This is a genomic window from Arthrobacter sp. MSA 4-2 (assembly GCF_016405885.1).
GTDB lineage: Bacteria > Actinomycetota > Actinomycetes > Actinomycetales > Micrococcaceae > Arthrobacter_D.
In genome coordinates this window covers 64,514-81,588 of record NZ_JAEKGC010000008.1, presented here as the reverse complement: position 1 = coordinate 81,588, position 17,075 = coordinate 64,514, and the positions used below count along the sequence as shown (strand labels likewise).

Here is a 17,075-nt window from a genome sequence, read left to right as displayed (position 1 = left end):
ACCGACCCGCCGCACCCCTGCACGTCCGGCCTCCGGGGCCGGAGTCAGCGGGTCGGGTCCTCTCCGTGCGTGAGCTGGTCCCAGCTGTCGATGTCCGTGGCGTGGGAGGACGCCGCCCGGGCCGCCGGAGCCGGCCCGGTGGTCCTCTCGTAGCGCCGGGCCTGCTCCCAGCGCCGGCCCACCAGGGCCACCCAGACCGCCGCGGCGGCAAGGAGCAGCCCGCTGACGGCGGCCAGCCAGGGCAGGGCGGTGGCGGTGGCCGACGCGCCGGCGCCGCCGCTGATGCCGATGGCCTCACCGATGGCGGGGGCGGCGGCCGCGGCGGGGTCGAGCGCGATGCGGATGCTGGTCAGGAGGATGCCTCCGCCGGCGATGAGCAGGATCGCGGCCACGAACCACCGCGCCACCCGTCCGGCGATGGAGACGGCCAAGGCAGCGGCCAGGGCCACCAGCGCGAAAGCGCTCACCGGGGTGGCGGCCTCGCTGCCGGGCACGGCGAGGTCAGGGGTCTGCACCGCCTCCTCGGGCAGGCGCACCTCGAGCCAGGTCTGGGTGGTGGTGCCGAAGGCCAGCAGCGCCACCGCCACGATCACGAGCACCACCGTCCCACGGCGCTGGCCCCGCGCGGGCCGGTCGGCGCTCATCGCGCGGCCGCCGGAGAGACGGGATCGGAGCTGCCGGCCGGGCGCAGGCCGGAGGCGGCCAGGGCGGCCCGGAGCGGGGCGGCGGCCTTATTGACCGTTTCGAGGGCCTCGTCGGCGAGGACGGAGTCGGCGACTATGCCGCCGCCGGACTGCACGTAAGCCCTGCCGTCGCGCAGCAGGGCGGAGCGGATGGCGATGGCCAGGTCCATGTCGCCGGCGAAGTCGAGGTAGCCGACGACGCCGCCGTAGATGCCCCGCCGGTGGGGTTCGAGCTCATCGATCAGGCGCAGGGCCCGGGGTTTGGGCGCCCCGGAGAGGGTGCCGGCGGGGAACGTGGCCGCGAGGACGTCGTAGGCGCTCCGACCGGGAGCGAGGCGCCCGACGACGGTGGAGACCAGGTGCATGATGTGGCTGAACCGTTCGATCTCCATGAACTGGGTGACGTCGACGCTGCCCGGCCGGCAGACCTTCGAGAGGTCGTTGCGGGCCAGGTCCACGAGCATGAGATGTTCGGCTTTTTCCTTGTCGTCGGCCTTCAGTTCCTCCGCCAGCGCCCGGTCCTCCTCCGGGCCGGCCCCGCGGGGGCGCGATCCGGCGATCGGGTGGGTGATGACCTCGTCCCCGGTGACCGTGACCAGGGCCTCGGGCGAGGATCCGACGATCGAGTACTCCCTGCCGTCGGCGTCCTCGAGGCTGAAGAGGTACATGTAGGGGCTCGGGTTGGTGGTGCGCAGAATCCGGTACACGTCGAGCGCCGAGGCGTCGCAGTCGAGTTCGAAGCGCCGCGAGATCACCACCTGGAAGACGTCGCCGTCGACGATCGCCTGCTTTCCGCGCTCGATGGCCGAAAGGTAGAGCGGTTCGTCCCAGCGTTCGCGGACCCGCTGCATCAGTTCCGCCGCGGGGGCGGCGTCGAGCACGGAGACCGGCTGGTCGGCGGGCTCGGCGAGGGCGGCGAGCATGCGGTCGAGGCGCGCCACGGCGTCGTGCCAGGCCTCGTCCACCCGCTCGTCGGAGCCGTCGAAGTTGATGGCGTTGGCGACGAGGGTGAGGGAGCCTTCCGAGTTGTCGTGGATGGCCATGTCGGTGACGAGGCACATGGCCAGTTCGGGAAGGTTGAGGTCGTCCTCGGGCGGGCTGGTCAGTCGCTCCCAGTGCCGGACCGCCTCCCAGCCGACGAATCCGACGAGGCCGGAGGTGAACGGAGGAAGCCCGGGGAAGCGTTCGGTGCGCAGCGCCTCGACGGTGAGCCGGACCGCGTCCACGGGGCTGCCGGAGGTCGGGACCCCGGCGGGCGGTTCGCCCAACCAGTGCGCCTCGCCGCCGCGGGAGGTCAGGGTGGCCCGGGACTTGGAGCCGATGAACGAATACCGTGACCAGACTCCCCCGCCGGCGGCCGACTCCATCAGGAAGGTGCCCGGCCGGCCGTCGGCCAGCCTCCGGTAGACCCCGATGGGCGTGTGGGCGTCGGCCAGGACCTTCACCGAGACCGGGATGACCCGGCGGTCCGCGGCCAGGCGGCGGAACTCCTCGAGGGTGGGGCTGATCGTTCCGAGCTGCTGCATCCGACTAGCCTTCCTTGCTTCCGTCGGCGCTGCTTCGGGCGGCACTGTTTCCGGCGGGGACGGTGTCGTCCCGGCTGCCGGTCACGGCGTCGAGTTCCCGGCCGTCAAAGCAGGTGCGGGTGCCGGTGTGGCAGGCCGCGCCGACCTGGTCGACGGCCACGAGCAGGGCGTCGCCGTCGCAGTCGAGGGACACCGACTTCACCCACTGCGTGTGTCCGGAGGTGTCCCCCTTGCGCCAGTACTCCCGGCGGGACCGGGAGTAGAAGGTGACGCGGCCGGTGGTGAGGGTGCGCCGCAGGGCCTCTTCGTCCATCCAGCCAAGCATGAGCACCTCGAGGGTGTCGTACTGCTGCACGATGGCGGCGACGAGTCCGGCGTCGTCGCGCTTGAGCGCGGCAGCGACGTCGGGGTCGAGGCGGAGGGCGGGGTCCGCGGCGGTCGGGGGGCCGGACTGGGGAGAAGACATCGGAACCAATTCTAGTGCCGCGCCAACGCGCCCCGCGCAGCGCCCCCACGAAGGCCGCTTCATGCTAGCTTTTCCAGTGATGCGCTATGTAACTCCGTCCCGCGAGGTTCTGGCCGAAACGCTGATGGCGGCAGGCCCGGACTCCCCCACGCTCTGCGACGGGTGGCGGACCCGGGAACTCGCGGCCCACCTGTACCTGCGGGAGCACCGGCCGGCCCACGGGCTGGGCCTGCTGGTGAAGCCGCTGGCGCCGGCCACGGACCGGGCGGTGCGCAGGACGGCCGAGGCCGCGGCGGCCCCGGAGGACTACACCGCCCTGGTGGAGAAGTTCCGGGCCGGGCCTCCCGCGCTGTCGCCCCTGCGGATCGGCGGGATCGCCCGGAATGCGAACCTCGTGGAGTATTTCGTCCACACCGAGGATGTGCGGCGGGCCGGAACCCGGTGGGCGCCGCGCGCACTTGACGAGGGGTACTCGTCGACGCTGTGGACCGAACTGATCAAGCGCGCCGCCCTGCTCTACCGGGGAGTGGACGTGGGCGTCGTGCTGGTGCGCCCCGACGGGCCCCGCCACGTGGCGCGCCGCGCGCCGGTGTCGGTGGCGATCGTCGGCGAACCCTCAGAACTGCTCCTCCACGCCCACGGGCGGCGGCGGCAGGCGCTGGTTACCTTCGAGGGCCGGCCCGACGCCGTCGCGCTGCTCGAAAGCGCCGACGTCGGGCCCTGACCGATCCCGGTCTGCCGGATCCCGGGGCTCCCTGCCTGCCGGTAACGGGCGGGGGTCCTAGCGGACGGGGTACCCGGCATCCCGGATGGCCTTCTTGACCTGCGCGATGGCGTCGGGAGGCCCGAAGTGGAAGATCGAGGCCGCCAGCACCGCATCGGCCCCGGCCGCAACGGCCGGCGGGAAGTGCTCCGGTGCGCCCGCGCCGCCCGAGGCGATCAACGGCACCCCGACCGCCGCGCGGACCGCGCGGATCAGTTCGAGATCGAACCCGTCCTTGGTGCCGTCGGCGTCAATCGAGTTGAGCAGGATCTCCCCGACTCCGCGGTCGGCGGCTTCCCGGGCCCAGGCGACGGCGTCGATCCCGGTGCCGGTGCGCCCGCCGTGCGTGGTCACCTCGAAGCCGGACGGCGTCTGCGTGTCCCGCGTGCGGCGCGCGTCGAGGGAGAGGACCAGCACCTGGGAGCCGAAGTGCCGGGTGATGTCGTCGATGAGGGCGGGCTCCGCCACCGCGGCGGTGTTGATCGAGGCCTTGTCGGCGCCGTAGCGCAGCAGCCGGTCGACGTCGGCGGTGCTGCGGACACCTCCGCCGACAGTCAGCGGGATGAAGACCTCTTCGGCGGTGCGGCCGACGACGTCGAACGTGGTCTCCCGCTGGGAGGAGGACGCGGTGACGTCGAGGAAGGTCAGTTCGTCCGCGCCGGCGCGGTCATAGCGGTGCGCCAGCTCCACGGGGTCGCCGGCGTCGCGGAGGTCCTCGAACTTGACGCCTTTCACCACGCGGCCGGCGTCGACGTCGAGGCAGGGAATGACACGGATTGCGACAGCCACGGAAGCCCCCTAGATCCTGCAGGCGTGGATGGTGCTGACGAGGATGGCGCGCGCGCCCAGCTCGTAGAGCTCATCCATCACCCGGTTGGTCTGGTTGCGCTTGATCATGGAGCGCACGGCGACCCAGTCGGAGTCGCGCAGCGGGGAGATAGTGGGCGACTCGAGGCCCGGGGTGAGGGCGGCGGCCTCGTCGACGAGTTCCTTGCGGATGTCGTAGTCCATCATCACGTACTGGCGGGCCACGAGCACGCCCTGCAGCCGGCGCAGGAGGACGTCGAGCCCGGCGGGCGCCTCGCCTTCGGCCCGGCCGATCAGGACCGCCTCGCTGCGCAGGATGGGCTCGCCGAAGATTTCCATCCCGGCGGCCTTGAGGGTGCTCCCGGTTTCGACGACGTCGGCGATGGCGTCGGCCACCCCGAGGCGGACCGAGGATTCCACGGCGCCGTCGAGGCGGACCACGGTGGCGTCCACGCCGCGCTCGGTGAGGTAGTCCCGCAGCAGCCCGTCGTAGCTGGTGGCCAGGCGCTTGCCGGAGAGCTCCTCGAGGGAGGAGAAGTCGCCCACCGGCCCGGCGAAGCGGAAGGTGGAGGCACCGAAGCCGAGCTGCAGGAGCTCCTCGGCCTTGACCTGCGCGTCGAGCAGCAGGTCGCGGCCGGTGATGCCGACGTCGAGGGTGCCGGAGCCGACGTAGACGGCGATGTCGCGGGGGCGGAGGAAGAAGAATTCGATGTCGTTGTCCGGGTCGACCAGGACCAGTTCGCGCGGATCGCGGCGCTGGCGGTAGCCGGCCTCGGCCAGCATGGCGGTTGCCGATTCGGACAGCGCGCCCTTGTTGGGAACTGCTACTCGAAGCATTGGGGAGTCTTTCGCTCGAAGAGGAGGGGGGTCTGGGATCAGCGCCGCGGTGCGGCTACAGATGCTTGTAGACGTCCTGGAGCGTCAGGCCCTTGGCGAGCATGAGGACCTGCAGGTGGTAGAGCAGCTGGGAGATCTCTTCGGCGGCATTCTCGTTCGACTCGTATTCGGCGGCCATCCACACCTCGGCGGCTTCCTCGACGACCTTCTTGCCGATTCCGTGGACGCCGGAGTCAAGTTCGGCCACGGTCTTGGACCCGGCGGGGCGGGCGGTGGCCTTTGCGCTGAGCTCCTCGAAGAGGGAATCAAAGGTTTTCACCGTGCCAACGTTACTGGGTTCCCCGCCGGGTTCCGCATCCGGAGGGCGGGGTGTGACTAAAACCTCCGCCCCAGGGCCGCGGTTACACCTTCCAGGGGCGCAGGGCGGCGGCAGCGGCGAGGGCCGCCGTGACCGCCTCGTGGCCCTTGTCCTCCTTGGAGCCGGGCAGCCCGGCGCGGTCCAGGCCCTGCTGCTCGGTGTCGCAGGTGAGCACGCCGAAGCCGACGGGCACGCCGGTGCGCACGCTGACCTCGGTGAGGCCGTCGGTGGCCGCGGAGCAGACGTACTCGAAGTGCGGGGTGCCGCCGCGGATGACGACCCCGAGCGCGACGACGGCGTCGAAGTGTGGTGCCATCCGCGCCGCTGCCACCGGCAGTTCGAAGCTGCCCGGGACCCGCACCTCGGTGGTCTCCACCCCGGCCTCGGCGGCGGCGCGGCGGGCGCCGTCGAGCAGCCCGTCCATGATCTCGGTGTGCCAGCTCGCCGCGATGACCGCCAGTTTCAGCGGGGCCTCCTGCGTGCTGACGCCGCTGATGTCGATAACTGGTGCTCCGTGGCCGCTCATGGGGTTCTCCTTGGTGTTTCTATGGGGGTGGGGGACGGCGCGGTGGTGCCCGCGGACCGCAGGTGAACGGTCAGGTCCTCGATGGAAATCAGGGGAAGGGAATGCTCGTCGGCGAAGGCCCGCAGGGCCGGCAGGCGCATCATGCCGCCGTCGTCGTGGACCAGTTCGGAGATGACCGCGGCCGGCTGCAGGCCCGCCAGCCTGCACAGGTCAATCCCCGCCTCCGTGTGGCCGGGGCGCTGGAGCACGCCGCCGGGAGCGGCCCGCAGCGGGAAGACGTGACCCGGGCGGGTGAGGTCCCCGGCGGAACTGGCCGGATCGGCGAGCACGCGGGCCGTGCGGGCCCGGTCGGCGGCGCTGATCCCGGTGGTGACGCCGGCCGCCGCGTCGCAGGAGACCGTGTACGCGGTGCCCTTGGCGTCCTCGTTGACCGCGGTCATCGGCGGCAGGTTCAGGCGGTCGGCTGCCGCCTGCTCGAGTGGAACGCACAGCACGCCCGAGGTGTACCGGATGGTCCAGCCCATCAGCGCCGGCGTTGCGGCTTCGGCGGCGAAGATGATGTCGCCTTCATTTTCACGGTCGGCGTCATCGACCACGACGACGGCTCCCCCGGCCGCGATGGCCGCGACCGCCGCGTCGATCCCGTCGAGCCGCACCGGGGCGGCTCCGAAGGTCACGTGGCCGCTCCGCGGGCGAAGCCGAGCAGGCGTTCGGTGTACTTGGCCAGCACGTCCATCTCCAGGTTGACCGAGTCTCCGGGCACCTTGGTTCCGAGGCCGGTCTCCGCGAGGGTGGTGGGGATCAGGCCCACTTCGAACCAGGGGTCCTGCTCCTCGGGGGCGCTCACCGCGGTCACCGTCAGGGAGACGCCGTCGATCGCGATCGAACCCTTCTCGGCCGCATAGCGGGCCAGGGAGGCGGGCAGCGAGAAGCGGAGGCGGTGCCACGCCCCGAGGTCCTCGCGTTCGCGCAGCACGCCGAGACCGTCGACGTGGCCCTGGACGACGTGCCCGTCGAGTCGGCCTCCGGCGGGGACGCAGCGTTCCAGGTTCACCGGCGCCCCCGGCGTGAGGGTTCCGGTGGTGGTGCGGCGCAGGGTCTCGCCCATGACGTCGACCGCCACCCGGGCGCCGTCGAGCTGGACCGCCGTGAGGCAGACCCCGTTGACGGCGATCGAGGCACCCGGGGTGAGGTCGGTGCCGGTCGCGGCGGCCTCGAAGACGAGCACCGCGCTTTCCCCGTCGGCGGCGAGGTCGAGGGAGACGACGCGTCCCTGTTCTGAAACGATTCCGGTGAAGATGGCTTACTCCTGGTTGTGCTGGGGGGTGGACGGGGTTGCCGGTGTGCCGGTCGTGGTGCCGGCGGAGGTGGTTGCGGCTGCGGTGCTTGCGGGTGCGGTGCGGTCGGCTGCGGTGCCGTCGTCGTCGCCGTCGTTGTCGTCGTCGGCGGGGCGCAGTCGCAGGCGCACGTCCGGCCCGAGCTGGGTGACGGCGCCTCCGCCGGCCGGGTCGGGGACCCACCGGTGCGCGGCGGCCAGCGTCGGCACGCCGACCGGCGGGAACATCGGCGTCCCCTCCCCCAGCACCACCGGCGCGATGTAGCTGACGAGCTCATCCACGGCCCCCGTCGCCAGGAACGCACCGGCGATTCTGGGGCCTCCCTCGACGAGGACGTGGCGGGCACCGCGGCCGTGCAGTTCGGCCAGGGCCGCGGGGACATCGTGGGTGGCCAGCTGGAGGAAGCCCGGTCCGCGCACGGCAGCGTCCTGGGGTACCGGGCGCAGCCCCATGACGGCGCGCAGCGGCTGGGCCGGGGGTGTGCTCCCGGCTGCTCCGTCGTCGTCCGTAGGGACCGGCCGGGCGGTCAGGCGCGGGTTGTCTGCGAGCACCGTGCCGGTGCCGGCGAGGACGGCGTCGACCCGGGCGCGGATGGCGTGGCCGTCGGCGCGGGCCTGGGTGCCGGTGATCCACTGGCTCGTTCCGTCGGCCGCCGCGACGCGGCCGTCGAGGCTCGACGCGGTCTTGAGGGTGACGAAGGGCCGGGATTCGGCGGTGGCGCGCAGCCACCGGCCGTTGAGGTGTTCGGACTCGGCCTGGCGGAGCCCGCCGTCGGTCTCGACGCCGCGGTCTCGAAGCCAGCGGGCGCCTCCGGCGGCCTGGGCCGTGCGGTCGGGGGCGGCGAAGACCACCCTGCGGATGCCCGCCTCGTGAATGGCCGCGGAACAGGGCCCGGTGCGTCCCTGGTGGTTGCACGGTTCGAGGGTCACAACCATGGTGCCGCCGGCCGGATCCGCGCCGCGGGAGCGGGCGTCGGCCAGGGCGGCGACCTCGGCGTGGGGCGTACCGGCCCCGCGGTGGTATCCGGAGCCGAGCACCTGCCCTTCGGAGCTCAGCACGACGGCGCCGACCAGGGGGTTGGCCCCCCGCACTCCCTCTGCGGCGAGTTCGAGGGCGCGGTCCATGGCGCGGACCTCGGCCGGGTCCGCCCCGGCCGGGTCCCCTACCTGCGGATCCTGTGCTGCTGGCGTCACTGGATCTGCTTCACCGGGGCATCGACGGCGGACACCAGCCGGGCCTCCGCCCGCCGGCGCTCGCGGGTCCACACGGCGAATCCGATAATGGTGAAGGCTCCGTAGATCAGGTACATCACGGCGCTGGCGTAGTAGCCGGCGCTGAAGAGCAGGGGAACCCCGACGATGTCCACGGCGACCCAGATCAGCCAGAATTCGACCCAGCCCTTGGCCATGCCGAAGGTGGCCAGCAGGGAGCCGACGAAGGTCCAGGCGTCGGCCCATACCGGCTCGTACGAGCCCAGGGCACGGAACAACGGGGTGAGGGCCACGGTGCCGAGGATCATCCCGGCGACCAGCCCGATGCGCGCCCGGCTGGAGGCCCAGCGGGGGGTGACGGCCGAGCCGGCGGCCTGCCGGCGTGCCTGCCACTGGCGCCAGCCGTAGACCGAGACGACGATGAACATCACCTGGCGGCCGGCCTGGCCGAGGAGGTCAACGGTGCCGGCGCCGCCGAAGGCAGAGCCGAGGAAGACGGTCAGGAGCAGGACGTTGCCCACGATGCCGACGGGCCAGGCCCAGACGCGCCGGCGCATGCCGCCCAGGACGCTGAGCAGGCCGAAAACGTTTCCAATGACCTCACGCAGCAGCAGGGAACTGCTGCCGACGGGGATGCGGGCTTCGAAGAGCCACTGAAGTAAATCCATGTCGTTCCTAACCGTCTCAACGGCTCGGGGTGACGACAGCTGAAGCGACTCAGGCCACGCGTGGCGGAGCCGCCAACGTGGACCTTCGCGGCATGTTCCCCTAAGGAGGGGACGCATCCGCGACGTCCTGCTGTTCGTGCTTCTCCCATCCAGACTTTAACTGTCGGTGCCGGAATTTCACCGGCTCAACCGAGGGCTCCCGCGCGGATGCGCAGTCACCACCGGGTCGCGGACTATAACCGCCGGTTCGGAATTACACCGACCCCGGAGCACGTACTTGTATGATTCTTCCACAACGCGGGACCCGGCCGCGTTATTTCCCTCCCAGTGACGACCGGCCGGAGGTTCCCGACGGGCCGCGGCCGAAGAAGCTCAAAGAACCGCGCGAAATCCGACATCCTGCCATGCTCCTGCTCGCCAAAACGGCGGCTCACTCCCCTTTTTCGATGTGGAGATGTGGCGAACAGCACACCCGTTGCGGGCGGAATGCGGGTATGCCCTTCGGTCCCGCAGGCGCCTTCGAGGCCCGCGTACAGCCCCCGCTCCCCCGCGCCGAAACTGCAGCTCACCACGCTTGCCCGGCTGTATAACGTGGTGAGCTGCACACTCGGCCGGGTGCCGGGTGGCGGGTGGCGGGTGGCGGCTGGGTGGCGGGTAGCGGCGGGGCGGCGACTGGGGCGACGGCGGGCGGCGGCGGGCGACGGCGGGCGACGGCGGGCGACGGCGCGAATAAGGCAGGGGCCGGGCGGAAGCAGGAATGCCCGCCGAAACTGCAGCTCACCCCGCTTCCGGGAGCCGGAAACGTGGTGAGCTGCACAATCGAGCGGGCTGGCCTCATGGACCGCGCGTCGGGTCCCCTGGGCCGGGGTTAGGGATCCGAGCCGGCGGGCCCTGGAGGCCGCGCGTCGGGTCCCCTGGGCAGGGGGCTAGGCCTCCGCGGGCGCGGTCTTGCCTTCGGCCGGCTTCGACGGCTCGGCCGACTTCGGACGGGCGTCTACCCCGGCTTCCTTGCGCTGCTGGGGCGTGATCGGCGCCGGAGCGGCGGTCAGCGGATCGTACCCGCCGCCGGACTTCGGGAACGCGATGACGTCGCGGATCGAGTCGGTCCCCGCGAGCAGCGAGACGACCCGGTCCCAGCCCAGCGCGATGCCGCCATGGGGAGGCGCGCCGTACTTGAAGCCTTCAAGCAGGAACCCGAACTTCTCCTGGGCCTCCTCGGCGCTCAGACCCATGACGGCGAAGACGCGCTCCTGGATGTCGCGGCGGTGGATACGGATCGATCCCCCGCCGAGCTCGTTGCCGTTGCAGACGATGTCGTACGCGTAGGCCAGTGCGTTCTCGGGATCCGTGTCGAAGGTGTCCATGAACTCGGGCTTGGGCGAGGTGAACGCGTGGTGCACCGCGGTCCAGGCGCCGGCGCCGACGGCGACGTCGCCCGCAGCCACCGCGGCGGAGGCGGGTTCGAACATAGGTGCGTCGACTACCCAGACGAAGGCCCAGTCGCCGTCCTTGATCAGTCCGGTCCGGTGGCCGATCTCGACGCGTGCTGCTCCGAGCAGTGCGCGGGAGGAGGTTTTCTCGCCGGCGGCGAAGAAGATGCAGTCACCCGGGTTCGCCCCGACCGCGGCGGCGAGGCCTTCGCGTTCGGCGTCGTTGAGGTTCTTCGCGACCGGGCCGCGCAGGCTGCCGTCGTCGTCGATCAGGACGTATGCGAGGCCCTTGGCGCCGCGCTGCTTGGCGAATTCCTGCCAGGCGTCGAGCGTGCGGCGGGGCTGGGAGGCTCCCCCGGGCATGACGACGGCGCCGACGTAGGGGGCCTTGAAGACGCCGAAGCCGGTGTCCTTGAAGAACTCGGTGAGTTCGGTGAGCTCGAGCCCGAAGCGCAGGTCGGGCTTGTCGGAGCCGTACTTGGCCATGGCGTCGGCGTAGGTCATCCGGCGGATCGGCGTGGGGATTTCGACGTCGATGAGCTTCCACAGCCGGGTGATCAGCTGCTCGCCGAGGGCAATAATGTCGTCCTCCTCGACGAAGCTCGCCTCGATGTCCAGCTGGGTGAACTCGGGCTGGCGGTCGGCGCGGAAGTCCTCGTCCCGGTAGCAGCGCGCGATCTGGTAGTACTTCTCGAACCCGCCGACCTGCAGCAGCTGCTTGAACAGCTGCGGCGACTGCGGCAGGGCATACCAGGATCCGGGGGCCAGGCGGGCAGGCACCAGGAAGTCGCGCGCACCCTCGGGGGTGGAGCGGGTGAGGGTCGGAGTCTCGATTTCGACGTAGCCGTCGGCATGAAGCAGTTCGCGGGCCACCCGGCTGGCCTCGGAGCGCAGGCGCAGGTTCTTCTGCGGTGCGGGGCGGCGCAGGTCGAGGTAGCGGTGCTTCAGGCGCGCCTCCTCGCCGACCTCGACATGCTCGTCGATCTGGAACGGCAGCGGATCGGCCGTGTTGAGGACGACAACCTTATCGGCCATCACCTCGATCTCGCCGGTGGCCAGGGCGGGGTTCTCATTGCCCTCGGGACGCTTCTGCACCGTGCCGGTGATCTGCAGGACGTACTCGTTGCGGAGGGAATGGAAGACCTCCTCCTCGCGGACGACGACCTGGGCCACGCCCGAGGCGTCCCGGAGGTCGAGGAAGGCAACGCCGCCGTGGTCCCGGCGCCGGGCCACCCAGCCGGTCAGGGTGACGGTCTGTCCAATGTGCCCGGATCCGAGCGAGCCGAGTTCATGCGTGCGCAGCACAGCATTCCTTCCTACAGAAGTACCGCAGGCGAATGTTCACCTGCCTAGTGTTAGATCAAACGTGTCCGAGTTTACCGGTCAACCGCAGCTGTCCCGGCCAGCAGCCGCGCCATAACCGGCGGTCCTGCCCGGCACGGCGGTCCGGCGGCCACCGCGCCGCGTTCCACGAGAGGGCACTGAAGATGAGCAACGTTCCGGGGCTGCGGCGTTCGATGGGCGGGTTCGATGCCACAACCGTTGGCATCGGGTCGATGATCGGTGCCGGCGTCTTCGTCGTCTTCGGTCCGGCCGCGGCGGCCGCCGGCAGCCTGCTTCCCGCCGCCGTCGTGCTGGCCGGGTTCGTCGCCTACTGCAACGCCGCTGCCAGTGCCGCCCTGGCCACCGTGCACCCCTCGAGCGGCGGCACCTACATCTACGGCAGGCGCCAGCTGGGGCCGTGGCCGGGCTTCATCGCCGGCTGGAGCTTCGTCACGGGCAAGCTGGCCTCCTGCGCGGCCATGGCCTTCACCTTCGGGCTGTACGCCGCCCCCGGTTACGAGACCCCGGCCGCGGTTGCCGCCGTCGTGGGGCTGACGGCGGTCAACCTGCTCGGCGTCACCCGCACCGCCCTGATGACGCGGGCCGTCGTCGCCCTGGTGGTGCCGGTCCTGGCCTTCGCCGCCGTCGTGGCCTTCTCCGGACCGTCGGCCCCGCAGCCGTGGACGCCGCCGGCCGGAGGGCCGTGGGGCGTGCTTCAGGCGGCCGGCCTGCTGTTCTTCGCGTTCGCCGGGTATGCCCGGATCGCCACCATGGGCGAGGAGGTGCGCGAGCCCGGCAAGAACATCCCGCGGGCCATCTTCGGTGCCCTCGGGTTCACCCTCGTGCTCTACCTCGTCCTCGCCGCCGCGCTGCTCACCGCCCTGGGCGCCGGGCCGCTGGGCGATTCCGCGGCACCCCTGCGCGACGCCGTGCTGGCGGCCGGTGATGCCGGCGGGGGGCCCGGGGGAAGCGCCGCCGGGACCGCGGTGCTGGCCGTGACGCTGGCCGCCGCCCTTGCGAGCCTGGGTGCCCTGCTGGCGCTGATCGCCGGGGTTGGCCGCACGACCCTCGCCATGGCACGGGAGGGCGACCTGCCCCGCGCCCTCGCTGGGATCTGGTCCCGGTTCGGGGTGCCGTGGGCCGCGGATACCGCCACCGCCGTCGTCGTGGTCGTCCTGCTGCTGACGACGGATGTTCTCACCGTCGTCAGTTTCTCGAGCTTCGGCGTGCTGCTGTACTACGCGGTGGCGAATGTCGCGGCCCTGACGCTCACCCAGCGCCAGTGGTATGCCCCGAGGATCCTGAACGTCGTCGGCGCCGCGGGGTGCCTGCTGTTGGCGTTCACGCTGCCCGTGACCTCGGTGCTGACCATGACGGCGATCCTCGCGGTCGGCGTTGCGGGCCGCGCCGTCGTGCTCGGGCGGCGGAACCGGCCGGGCACCCGCGGCTGACTCTGCCGTAGGCCGCTGACCTCGCGCTGAGAACGTCCGACGGCGAAAAACGGACCCGAATGCGACATCCGGGCCGCATATAACGGGCCCGCCTGTCGTTTTCGGGTGCGGCGGTCGTCTCCGGGTGCGGCGGCGGCTCTAGGAGACGCGCAGCACCCGCGGGGCCAGATCCTCGGCCGGCGGGGTCCACGAATCCGGATCGGCGGCCTCCTGCGCCCCGGAACGGATGTCCTTGACCTCGTGGGTGCCATCGGCGCCGGTGAACCAGACAAACGGGATGCCGCGGCGGTCGGCGAACTTGATCTGCTTGCCGAACTTCTCGGCACTGGCAGCCACTTCGGCGGAGATGCCCCGGGCCCGGAGCGACGCGGCGACGTCCTGCGCGGCCGACCAGGAATCCTCGTCGGCAAGGGTCACCAGGACGGCCGTGGGAACCTGCCGGGAGGCCGCCGCGAAGTCCTGGCTCAGAATTCGGGAGACGATCCGCGTGACGCCAATTGACAGCCCGACGCCGGGGAAGGTGCGGTTGCCCTTCGCCGCCAGGCTGTCGTAACGCCCGCCGGAGCAGATGGAGCCGAGGCTTTCGTGGCCGTTGAGGACGGTCTCGTAGACGGTGCCGGTGTAGTAGTCGAGGCCGCGGGCGATGCTCAGGTCCGCCACGACGCGCCCCGGCGCCCGTTTGGACGCCTCGGCGATAACCTGCTCGAGCTCGGTCAGGCCTTCCTCCAGCAGGTCGTCGGACACCCCGAGCGCCCTCACCTGCGCCACGAAGGAGGTATCGGGGGTGCGGATCGCGGCGAGGGTGAGGGCGGCGTCGACCTGGGCGTCGGTGGCACCGAGCTCCTCACGCAGCAACTGCCCCACCTTGGCGGCGCCGATCTTCTCCAGCTTGTCGATGCTGCGCAGCACCGAGGCGGTATCGGTGAGCCCGATGCCCCTGTAGAACCCCTCGGCGAGCTTGCGGTTGTTGACCCGCAGCGTGAAGTCGGGAATGGGCAGCGCGCCGAGCGCCTCGACGACCACCAGGGCCAGTTCTACGTCGTACCGGAACGGCAGGACGCCGTCGCCGACTACGTCGATGTCGGCCTGCGTGAACTCTCTGGCCCGCCCCTCCTGCGGCCGCTCCCCCCGCCAGCACTTCTGGATCTGCGAACGGCGGAAGGGGAAGGCGAGGTGGCCCGCGTTCTCGACGACGTAGCGGGCGAACGGCACGGTGAGGTCGTAGTGAAGGGCCAGGCCCGCCTCCGACGCGGAGGCCTCATCGGCCTGCAGGCGGGAGACGGCGTAGACCTCCTTATCGATCTCGCCCTTGCGGAGCAGCTGGTCGACCGTCTCAACGGCCCGGGTTTCGATGTTGGAGAAGCCGTGAAGATCGAACACGCGGCGCAGGGTGTCAAGCACATGCAGCTCGATCAGCCGCTCTTGCGGAAGCCATTCCGGGAAGCCGGACAGTGATGCCTTACGAGCCATGGGGCGATTCTCCTTGATCGATGCAGCCAGGGAGGCGCTTCCACCGGTGCGGCACTCATTTTAGGGGCTGAGCGGGTGCCCTGCGAAAACGCGGCGAAGGCCCGCGGAAGTGCACCGCTACACACGGAACCCCTGCGGCCCCCGGAACGATAGACTCCTTATCTCTGAACGAAATGGCGGCGGACCGGTCCGTGCCATCCATCGAGCGAAAGACTTATAGCGGTGACAGACAGTCAGCAATCCGACGAAATGACCATCAACGACGAATCAGTGGCCCAGGACCCCAGCGTGGATTCCGCCGTTGACGAGCCAGCGGAGGAGACCGCCAGCGCCGACACCCCCGCCGCTGTGGGTCCGGCCGACGCCGCCCCGGCCGCCGGGGAGCAGATCCCGGCCGCCCCGGGAACCGAGGCCACCGACTCCCAGGCAGCTCCGGAGACCCCTGCCGCTGCGGACACCTCGGCCGCTCCAGAGACCGCTGCCGCTGCGGACACCTCGGCCGCCCCGGGAACCGAGGCCACCGACACCACGGCAGCTCCAGAGACCCCGGCCGTTACGGACACCTCGGCCACCCCGGGAACCGAGGCCACCGACACCACGGCAGCTCCAGAGACCCCGGCCGTTACGGACACCTCGGCCGCTCCAGAGACACCGGCCCCCGATGCAGCTCCAGAGACGCCGGCCGCTACGGACACGACGGCAGCTCCAGAGGCACCGGCCGCGGAGAGCCCAGCAGCCCCGGCACCGGCCGCGGAGAGCCCAGCTGCCCCGGCCGCGGAAAGCCCCGCCCCGGCAGCACCCGTTGCCCCGGTAAGGCCCGCCGCCCCCGCCGCACCCGCCGCCCCGCGCGCTCCCTTGCCGACAGCGATGGCGCCGCGGCCGCTGAAGAAGGCCCAGACCCCGCTGGCCGTCCCCCCGGCACACAGCACGCCGCTGGCCGAGGCGGAGAAGTTCGCCCGGGTCGAGGACGACGGACACGTCTTCCTGCTCCTCAACGGCGAGGAGCACCCGGTCGGCCAGTACCCCGATGCTTCCCGCGAGGAAGCCCTCGCCTACTTCGTGAAGAAGTATGACGACGTCGTCAGCCAGGTCGCGCTGCTTGAGCAGCGCGTCAAGGGCAAGGCGCCGTCGGCGGAAATGCTGAAGACCGCCAAGCACCTGCGCAGCCAGGTGGCCGAGCGCAAGCTCGTCGGCGACGTCGCGGCCCTCGAGGCGCGCATCGACGCACTGACCGAGGCGATCACGGGTCTTGAGAAGGCCGAGCGGGCCGCCCAGGACGAGCTCAAGGCCAAGGAACTTGCCGCCCGCGAGGCGATCGTCGCCGAGGCGGAGGAACTGGCGGGCCGCGACCCGGCGACCGTCCAGTGGAAGGTCAGCAGCACCCGCATGAACGAGCTGTTCGAGCTGTGGAAGGCCGCGCAGAAGAACGGGCCGCGGCTGGGCCGAGGCACCGAGGACGCCCTCTGGAAGCGCTTCCGCTCCGCCCGAACGATCTTCGACCGGCACCGCCGCGCGTACTTCTCCCAGTTGGACAGCGACAACGCCGAGGCCAAGCGCGCCAAGGAGGCGCTGATCGCCCGCGCCGAAAGCCTCTCAAGTTCAACCGACTGGGGCGCGACCGCGGCCGAATACCGCCGCCTCATGGACGAGTGGAAGGCCTCGAAGCGGGCCAGCCGCAAGGACGACGACGCCCTGTGGGCGCGTTTCCGCGCCGCTCAGGACCGTTTCTTCGAGGCCCGCAAGTCGGCCAACGAAGCGGTCGACGAGGAGTACGGCGCAAACCTGGTAGCCAAGGAGGCACTCCTGAAGGAGGCCACCGCGCTGCTGCCGGTGAAGGACGTCGCCGTGGCCAAGAAGACGCTGCAGTCGATCCGGGACCGCTGGGAGGAGGCGGGCAAGGTGCCGCGCGCCGACATCGGAAGGATGGACGCCGGCCTGCGCCGCGTTGAGGACGCCGTCAAGGCTGCCGAGGACGAGCACTGGCACAAGACGAATCCCGAGACGAAGGCCCGCACCAACAGTGCGCTGAGCCAGCTGCAGGCCACCATCGCGACGTTGAAGGATGACCTTACGGCGGCCGAAAAGGCCGGTGACGCCAAGCGGATCTCCACTGCGAAGGAAGCCCTCTCCGCCCGCGAGCAGTGGCTCGAGATGCTTCAGCGGTCGGCCCAGGACTTCTCCTAGCACGCAATTCCTAGGTCAGGTCCAAACGAAAGCCC

At 71.2% G+C, this 17,075-nt stretch carries 16 protein-coding genes and 1 riboswitch; of the genes, 3 read left to right on the top strand and 13 right to left on the bottom strand.

Annotated elements, in window-relative coordinates:
* Positions 1-44 precede the first annotated feature (44 nt).
* The 3 genes from I6N91_RS10550 to hisI are packed head-to-tail and all read right to left on the bottom strand — an operon-like array spanning position 45 to position 2,675.
* Entirely contained in the window at positions 45-644 is a 600-nt protein-coding gene (locus I6N91_RS10550; RefSeq protein ID WP_198812513.1) for a Trp biosynthesis-associated membrane protein, read from the bottom strand.
* A complete protein-coding gene (locus I6N91_RS10545) occupies positions 641-2,209 on the bottom strand; it encodes an anthranilate synthase component I (protein WP_198812512.1) in 1,569 nt (522 codons plus the stop codon). Before I6N91_RS10545 ends, I6N91_RS10550 begins: the two co-directional genes overlap by 4 nt.
* Positions 2,210-2,213: 4 nt before the next feature.
* Positions 2,214-2,675 carry a phosphoribosyl-AMP cyclohydrolase gene (gene hisI / locus I6N91_RS10540; RefSeq protein ID WP_198812511.1) on the bottom strand — a complete coding sequence of 154 codons (462 nt, stop codon included), beginning with the start codon at positions 2,673-2,675 and terminating at the stop codon, positions 2,214-2,216.
* Positions 2,676-2,754: 79 nt separating this feature from the next.
* Between hisI and I6N91_RS10535 the strand changes: the two genes are divergently transcribed.
* On the top strand, positions 2,755-3,399 hold the full coding sequence (locus tag I6N91_RS10535) for a TIGR03085 family metal-binding protein (protein ID WP_198812605.1): 645 nt from the start codon (positions 2,755-2,757) through the stop codon (positions 3,397-3,399).
* Between the two features lie 57 nt (positions 3,400-3,456).
* Here the strand turns inward: I6N91_RS10535 and hisF are convergent, their stop codons facing one another.
* The 9 genes from hisF to aspS form a co-directional block, all read right to left on the bottom strand.
* The gene (gene hisF, locus I6N91_RS10530) at positions 3,457-4,227 is read right to left on the bottom strand and encodes an imidazole glycerol phosphate synthase subunit HisF (RefSeq protein WP_120169168.1); all 771 of its coding nucleotides are present in this window, start codon (positions 4,225-4,227) and stop codon (positions 3,457-3,459) included.
* 9 nt (positions 4,228-4,236) lie between these two features.
* Positions 4,237-5,082 (bottom strand): ATP phosphoribosyltransferase, encoded by an 846-nt coding sequence (gene hisG, locus I6N91_RS10525; protein ID WP_198812510.1) that lies wholly within the window; start codon positions 5,080-5,082, stop codon positions 4,237-4,239.
* A 55-nt stretch (positions 5,083-5,137) separates the two neighbouring features.
* The gene (locus I6N91_RS10520) at positions 5,138-5,401 is read right to left on the bottom strand and encodes a phosphoribosyl-ATP diphosphatase (RefSeq protein ID WP_133404667.1); all 264 of its coding nucleotides are present in this window, start codon (positions 5,399-5,401) and stop codon (positions 5,138-5,140) included.
* 82 nt (positions 5,402-5,483) lie between these two features.
* On the bottom strand, positions 5,484-5,966 hold the full coding sequence (gene ribH, locus I6N91_RS10515) for a 6,7-dimethyl-8-ribityllumazine synthase (protein ID WP_198812509.1): 483 nt from the start codon (positions 5,964-5,966) through the stop codon (positions 5,484-5,486).
* The gene (ribB, locus tag I6N91_RS10510; RefSeq protein WP_198812508.1) at positions 5,963-6,643 is read right to left on the bottom strand and encodes a 3,4-dihydroxy-2-butanone-4-phosphate synthase; all 681 of its coding nucleotides are present in this window, start codon (positions 6,641-6,643) and stop codon (positions 5,963-5,965) included. Before ribB ends, ribH begins: the two co-directional genes overlap by 4 nt.
* Entirely contained in the window at positions 6,640-7,266 is a 627-nt protein-coding gene (locus I6N91_RS10505) for a riboflavin synthase (protein ID WP_198812603.1), read from the bottom strand. The genes ribB and I6N91_RS10505 overlap by 4 nt, the downstream gene beginning before the upstream one ends.
* 3 nt (positions 7,267-7,269) lie before the next feature.
* Positions 7,270-8,496, bottom strand: coding sequence for a bifunctional diaminohydroxyphosphoribosylaminopyrimidine deaminase/5-amino-6-(5-phosphoribosylamino)uracil reductase RibD (gene ribD, locus I6N91_RS10500; protein ID WP_307843325.1), 1,227 nt, complete (start codon positions 8,494-8,496; stop codon positions 7,270-7,272).
* Positions 8,493-9,182, bottom strand: coding sequence for a nicotinamide riboside transporter PnuC (pnuC, locus tag I6N91_RS10495; protein ID WP_198812507.1), 690 nt, complete (start codon positions 9,180-9,182; stop codon positions 8,493-8,495). Before pnuC ends, ribD begins: the two co-directional genes overlap by 4 nt.
* Positions 9,183-9,315: 133 nt before the next feature.
* Positions 9,316-9,458, bottom strand: a riboswitch (FMN riboswitch).
* A 650-nt stretch (positions 9,459-10,108) separates the two neighbouring features.
* The gene (gene aspS / locus I6N91_RS10490; RefSeq protein ID WP_198812506.1) at positions 10,109-11,917 is read right to left on the bottom strand and encodes an aspartate--tRNA ligase; all 1,809 of its coding nucleotides are present in this window, start codon (positions 11,915-11,917) and stop codon (positions 10,109-10,111) included.
* 182 nt (positions 11,918-12,099) lie between these two features.
* Here aspS and I6N91_RS10485 point away from each other — a divergent pair, with 182 nt between their 5' ends.
* Entirely contained in the window at positions 12,100-13,386 is a 1,287-nt protein-coding gene (locus I6N91_RS10485) for an APC family permease (protein WP_198812505.1), read from the top strand.
* A gap of 138 nt (positions 13,387-13,524) precedes the next feature.
* Here the strand turns inward: I6N91_RS10485 and hisS are convergent, their stop codons facing one another.
* The gene (gene hisS, locus I6N91_RS10480) at positions 13,525-14,856 is read right to left on the bottom strand and encodes a histidine--tRNA ligase (protein ID WP_198812504.1); all 1,332 of its coding nucleotides are present in this window, start codon (positions 14,854-14,856) and stop codon (positions 13,525-13,527) included.
* Positions 14,857-15,078: 222 nt separating this feature from the next.
* Between hisS and I6N91_RS10475 the strand changes: the two genes are divergently transcribed.
* Positions 15,079-17,040: a DUF349 domain-containing protein gene (locus tag I6N91_RS10475; protein ID WP_307843324.1), complete on the top strand. Its 1,962-nt coding sequence runs from the start codon at positions 15,079-15,081 to the stop codon at positions 17,038-17,040.
* Positions 17,041-17,075: the final 35 nt, after the last annotated feature.